The organism is Ramlibacter sp. (assembly GCF_028291745.1).
Taxonomy (GTDB): Bacteria; Pseudomonadota; Gammaproteobacteria; order Burkholderiales; family Burkholderiaceae_C; genus Ramlibacter.
On the sequence record NZ_JAQGNQ010000035.1, the window covers coordinates 1 to 3,606 of the forward strand.

Sequence of the window (3,606 nt, forward strand, 5' to 3'; positions counted from 1 at the left end):
CTGCGAGTACATCGGCATTCACATTGCCGAATGTCGTTTCGGGCTTGTGGCTGATGCCGTCGTAAAAGGCCTGGATGATGTCTTCCTTGAAGTGCTCGGTGCGCGGATACGCGCCGACGATCGCTTCTCGCTCGGCGTCCGGGAACACCGTGTAGCCGATCCCGAGCACGTCAAACTCGACGCCCATGGTCAACAGCGCAACCAGCGGATGCATGTGCTGGGGGATGCCGGGCGTGGTGTGAAGGGCAATCGAAGTCCACACCGTGTCGATGTCCTGCCGCGAGATTCCGTGGCTGCGCAGGAAATCACGAGCTGCGTTGGCTCCCTCGACCTCGAAGCGCTCGGTGGCGCTTCGGTGTTCCGGAGTGAGGCCCAGGTCATGGAACATCGCGCAGACGTACAGCAGCTCCGGATCGAAGGCGAGACCTTTGCGCTTGCCCGTTGCGCAGGCAAAGCAGTAGCAGCGGCTAGAGTGGTTGAACAGCAAGGTGCTCTCCGTATCGCGAACCAGTTCGGCGACTTCGCGAGCCAGTTTGCTGTCGGGGATCGCGATACTGGAGGGAAGGGAAGGCGGCGGCTTCTGGACGGTTGCCGTGGTGAGCAGCGCGGGTCGTGTTGCCATGGCCTGGTCCTCGGACGTTGGAGGCCGCCAGACTGAGCCTGCGCGGTGGCGAATGCGTTTCAAGTGGCCGGTCGAATGCGACGAACGTGACGGATAGCGCGCGCGTCCACCGCCGTGACATTCGTAGCATCCCGGCAGCCGCCTGTAGCCATCGTGCGTCCCCCGGAGCAGCGAATCGCGACGGGCGGAACGCGACGTCGTTGACGCCGTGTCGATCCTGGACCGAAGGCCTTCGCAGAGTTCATCATGACCATCAAACTCGACCCACTACTGTCTCCCGACAACCACGTCGTGCTGCTGATCGATCACCAGTATCTTCAGATGCTGACCGTTCGCTCGCACGAAACCAGCGAGGTGATCAACAACGTGGCCGCGCTCGCCGAGGCTGCGAAGATCTTCAAGGTCCCGACGCTGGTGACGACCGCCTTTTCGGAAAAGCAGGACATCGTCAAGGACCTGGCCGACGCGACGTCCGGCCAGATTCCGATCGATCGTACGACCCTGAACTCGTGGGAGGATCCCCGCATCACCGACTGGGTCGAGGGCTCGGGCAGGAAGAAGCTCGTGATGGCCGGCCAATGGACCGAGGTCTGCCTGGCGATGCCGGTGCTCTCCGCCCTGGCTGAAGGCTATGAGGTCTACATCATCACCGACGCATCGGGCGGTGCCTCGAAGGAGGCGCACCACATGGCCGTGCAGCGCATGATCCAGGCGGGCGCGGTGCCCATGACGACGTGGGCCTATGTCAGCGAGCTCCAGCGCGACTGGGCGCGAGCCGAGACCGCGCCCGCGGTCTCCAACCTCTTCGCGGCCCGGGGCGGCGGCTTCGGGCAAGGACTGCGCTGGCAGTGGCAGCTCCTCTCGCTGGTCGAGGGGACCCGGTGAACCGCGGTAGGGCGAGGGATGGGCCAAGTCCCGCTGCAAGTTCGTCATCGATCCCACGGCCTGCTCGGAACCGCAGCCTGAATCTCACCTTGACTCGCGGGCGAGGCCGCGCTGCCGAAGCCAGAGATCTCCTGCCGGGGCAGGAACACCGCGAACAGCGTTGCGCAAGCAACTGCGCAGGCAACGAAAGCGCAATAGCGAACGATGGCACTGGTGCTGTTCATGCAGGGCTCCCGGCTTTGTCGCTCATAAGATTCACCGTCAGTGGTCAAGCAAGATGGCAGCACCTCAGCGTGGGATCCCGCCGAAGCGGCCCTTGGCAAAGTCGCTGCGGGCGACTGCGATCTCTTGCGCGGTGTTCATCACGAACGGGCCGTAGCCGACGATCGGTTCGTCGATCGGCTCACCAGTCAGGACGAGGAACGAGGCATCGGTGCTGGCCTCGAGCAGCAACTCGCTTCCCTGCCGCTCCAGCAGCGCCACCTGCGAGCCATGCACCACGTCGGCCTCGTTGACGCGCAGCGTCCCGCGCAGGACCACGAGCAGCGCCGTATGGCCCTGCGGCAGTTGCAGCTTCGCCAGCCCGCCTGCCCGCATCCGCAGATCCCAGACGTCGATCGCAGTGAAGGTCTGCGCCGGCCCACGGTGGCCGTCGTACTCGCCGGCAATGACGCGCACCGAGCCTGCATCGCCAGGCAGCGGGATGGCCGGGATGTCGGCGTCGACGATGGCTTGATAGCGGGGCGCAGCCATCTTGTCGCGGGCCGGCAAGTTCACCCAAAGCTGGACCATGTCCAGCGCGCCGCCCCGTCGGGTGAATTCGCCGGAATGGAATTCCTCGTGGAGGATGCCCGAGGCAGCGGTCATCCACTGGACATCGCCCGGCCGGATGACGCCGCCTGCCCCCGTGGAGTCGCGGTGCTCGACTTCCCCCTCGTACACGATCGTGACGGTCTCGAAGCCGCGATGGGGATGCGGACCGACGCCGCGCCGATGCTGCGCCGGCGCGAAGACGGCGGGCCCTGCGTGATCGAGGAGCAGGAACGGGCTGATATCCTGGCCCAGCGAGTTGTAGCTGAACATCGAGCGCACCGGGAAACCGTCACCCACCCAATGCGCCTCGGGGCTGGTGAGTACGCCTAGAACCTTCTTCATCGATTTCTCCTTTCGGTGGCTGTGAAGGATCGCAACCGTCAGAGCTAATCTAGTGAGCAACGACGAAGCGCAAAAGGGGCCAATAATCACCAGCAGCGTTCCATGTGCAGAACGGCGAGCGGGATGGGCATGCGTGACTTGAACGACCTTTTTCTGTACGTGCAGGTGGTCGATCACGGCGGCTTCGCCCCGGCGGGAAGGGCACTTTGCGTGCCGAAGTCCCGGATCAGCCGGCGCATCTACCTGCTGGAGGAACGACTGGGCGTCCGGCTGCTTCAGCGGTCCTCCCGCCGTTTCGCGGTGACGGAGATTGGCCAAGCGTACTACCAGCACTGCGCTGCCATGCTGGTCGAAGCGGATGCCGCGGACGAAGTGATAGCCCGGTCCAGGTCCGAGCCGCAAGGAGTCGTGCGCTTGAGCTGTCCGTCCGCGCTGGTGCACTTCCAGGTTGCTCCGATGGTGGCCAGGTTCATGGCTGGCAACCCCCGCGTGCAGGTGCACCTGGAGAGCACCAACCGCCGCGTCGACGTGATCCGCGAGGGCTTCGACATCGCGCTGCGGGTGCGCTTCCCGCCGCTGGAAGACACCGACCTGGTGATGAAGGTGCTGGCCGACAGCACACAGCGTCTGGTGGCCCACCCCCATGTGCTCCAGGACCGGCCCGGACCTCTGACCCCCGAGGATTTGGGTCGATTGCCAAGCATGGATCTGGGGCCTCCGAATCGCGAACACGAGTGGTCGCTGGTCGGGCCGGATGGCGCCACCGCGCGGGTGCGACACGATCCGCGCCTGGTGACCGACGACATGGCCGCGCTTCACGCCGCGGCCCTGCAGGCCGTTGGCGTCGTGCAGATGCCCTCGCTGATGGTCCTCAAGGACTTGCTGCTCGGCAACCTGGTCGAGGTCCTGCCGCAGTGGGCCCCGCGCAGCGGCGTGATTCACGC

5 protein-coding genes are annotated in these 3,606 nt (G+C 65.2%); 2 read left to right on the forward strand and 3 right to left on the reverse strand.

Annotation, left to right across the window (positions count from 1 at the left end):
* Positions 1–622, reverse strand: a 622-nt coding sequence (locus JWP60_RS05670) for an HD domain-containing protein (protein ID WP_299787567.1), incomplete at its 3' end; no start/stop codon positions are given.
* Between the two features lie 246 nt (positions 623–868).
* Here JWP60_RS05670 and JWP60_RS05675 point away from each other — a divergent pair.
* Complete coding sequence (locus JWP60_RS05675) at positions 869–1,507, forward strand: hydrolase (protein ID WP_299787570.1); 639 nt, start codon at positions 869–871, stop codon at positions 1,505–1,507.
* A 44-nt stretch (positions 1,508–1,551) separates the two neighbouring features.
* On the opposite strand, the gene JWP60_RS05680 is transcribed toward JWP60_RS05675, so the two are convergent.
* Positions 1,552–1,731 (reverse strand): hypothetical protein, encoded by a 180-nt coding sequence (locus JWP60_RS05680; RefSeq protein WP_299787573.1) that lies wholly within the window; start codon positions 1,729–1,731, stop codon positions 1,552–1,554.
* Positions 1,732–1,795: 64 nt separating this feature from the next.
* Positions 1,796–2,662: a pirin family protein gene (locus JWP60_RS05685; protein WP_299787579.1), complete on the reverse strand. Its 867-nt coding sequence runs from the start codon at positions 2,660–2,662 to the stop codon at positions 1,796–1,798.
* Positions 2,663–2,791: 129 nt separating this feature from the next.
* On the opposite strand from JWP60_RS05685, the gene JWP60_RS05690 reads away from it, so the two are divergent.
* Positions 2,792–3,606: LysR substrate-binding domain-containing protein (locus JWP60_RS05690; RefSeq protein WP_299787576.1), on the forward strand; the 815-nt coding region annotated here is incomplete at its 3' end.

Bases quoted from the DNA above. Each gene is read 5' to 3' on its own strand.
- JWP60_RS05675 (WP_299787570.1), top strand. From the start codon at position 869: ATGACCATCAAACTCGACCCACTACTGTCTCCCGACAACCACGTCGTG.
- JWP60_RS05680 (WP_299787573.1), bottom strand. From the start codon at position 1,731: ATGAACAGCACCAGTGCCATCGTTCGCTATTGCGCTTTCGTTGCCTGC.
- JWP60_RS05685 (WP_299787579.1), bottom strand. From the start codon at position 2,662: ATGAAGAAGGTTCTAGGCGTACTCACCAGCCCCGAGGCGCATTGGGTG.